The following is a 1,576-nucleotide window of genomic DNA, read 5'->3' as shown; positions in this document are numbered from 1 at the left end:
AACGGCTCAAATGGTGCAGATGACCGTGCCGCGCTTCAAAAAGAAGTAGGTGCACTGCAACAAGAATTAACCCGTATCTCTGAAACCACTAAGTTTGGTGCTACAGCATTACTTGATGGTACTTTTGGTACAAAACAATTCCAAGTAGGTTCAAATGCGAATGAAACCATTAATGTTTCGTTAGGTAATATGGCTGCAGACTCTATAGGAGCTTATGGCGTTGCAGGTTCTGGTACCGTTTTGGGTGTAGCTGCGGAAGCTACAATTTTAGATACTCAGCTTGGTGATGTAACTAATGATACAATAAGTATGAATGGTACTGAAGTCACAGTAGCTGCTGATATAGGCGCTGCCGATATTGCAGATGCAATTAATGCTAAAGCAACGGGTGTAACAGCAACGGCTAAATTAGATGTTACAATTAGTGCATTATCTTCCGGTGATGATGGCACCATAAATATGATGAAAGGTGGTAATGCTGTAGATGATTACGACTTAGCTGATTACGGTGGTGATATTGAGCGCTTAGCAGAAGATTTACAGGCTGACGGCTATGATGCTATTGTTGATGGCACGACACTCACTTTAAAAGCTGAAGATGTTGATGGTATTGAAGTTGCAGGGTCTACTACTACAACTTCAACCTTATCATTAAATAATAATCTAAATACTGGTGCATTGTTAGCAAGTGCTAATGCTAATATGTCAGTTTCATCTTCTATAAGTTTATCTTCTCCTGATAAAATTGGTATTTCAGGTACAACCGTTAATGAAATATTAGGTAAAGGCGCGGGTGGTGTAGCACTTGCGGCAACAGGTGGTACAGGTGCCTTAACATCTGTCGAAGATATCGATATATCGGGTACAACAAGTGTTGGTGCACAATCTGCAATACAAACTATTGATGCAGCGTTAGCACAAATTGATAGTCAACGTGCTGATTTAGGTGCGGTTCAAAACCGTTTTAGCCACACTATTAGTAACTTGTCTAATGTAGCAGAAAATGTATCAGCGTCACGAAGCCGTATTGAAGATACTGATTTTGCTTCAGAAACAGCAACAATGACGAAAAACCAAATATTGCAACAAGCGGGTACTACTATATTGGCTCAGTCTAACCAATTACCACAAGCAGCATTAAGTCTTCTTGGTTAATAATACATAATAACTCTTTTGTTTATAAGAGCTAAACTGTGAAGGTTTAGCTCTTTTTTATTATTTTCTAAGGATCTTCTCTCGTCATTCCCAAGGCGTGTTAATACGAATTCCCTATTGCTAAGCAGCATAACGTTTGAGGTGTGGAAGCAAATTCAGAATCACGAATATATTGTCATTTATAAGTGGTTTAATATGGGGTCTACCAACACAAAGTAATGCTATAAAACCTATCTAAATAAAAGTATAAAAACAATAAAAAGTATTTTAATTTAGTTATTTAACAGCCTGTTACTTTTTATTTTGTTTTTTTTAAAAAAAATATTCAAGTTAATTTTAGTGCTGCCGTTAACATATTTAGTACAGAGCTGCTTTGGTTAATTTGTTTGTAACTTTCTTATGGGTTAATTAACAGCTTCTG

The 1,576-nt window shown here is 37.0% G+C and carries 1 protein-coding gene; it reads left to right on the top strand.

What is annotated here, in order from left to right:
* A partial coding sequence (locus Q4496_RS17840; protein WP_303610964.1) for a flagellin occupies positions 1-1,155 on the top strand: 1,155 nt, incomplete at its 5' end.
* Between the last annotated feature and the right edge of the window lie 421 nt (positions 1,156-1,576).

This window comes from Colwellia sp. 5_MG-2023, from assembly GCF_030547795.1.
Lineage (GTDB): Bacteria > Pseudomonadota > Gammaproteobacteria > Enterobacterales > Alteromonadaceae > Colwellia.
Note: the sequence above shows the minus strand (reverse complement) of the source record. Positions and strands in the feature narration are given on the sequence as shown.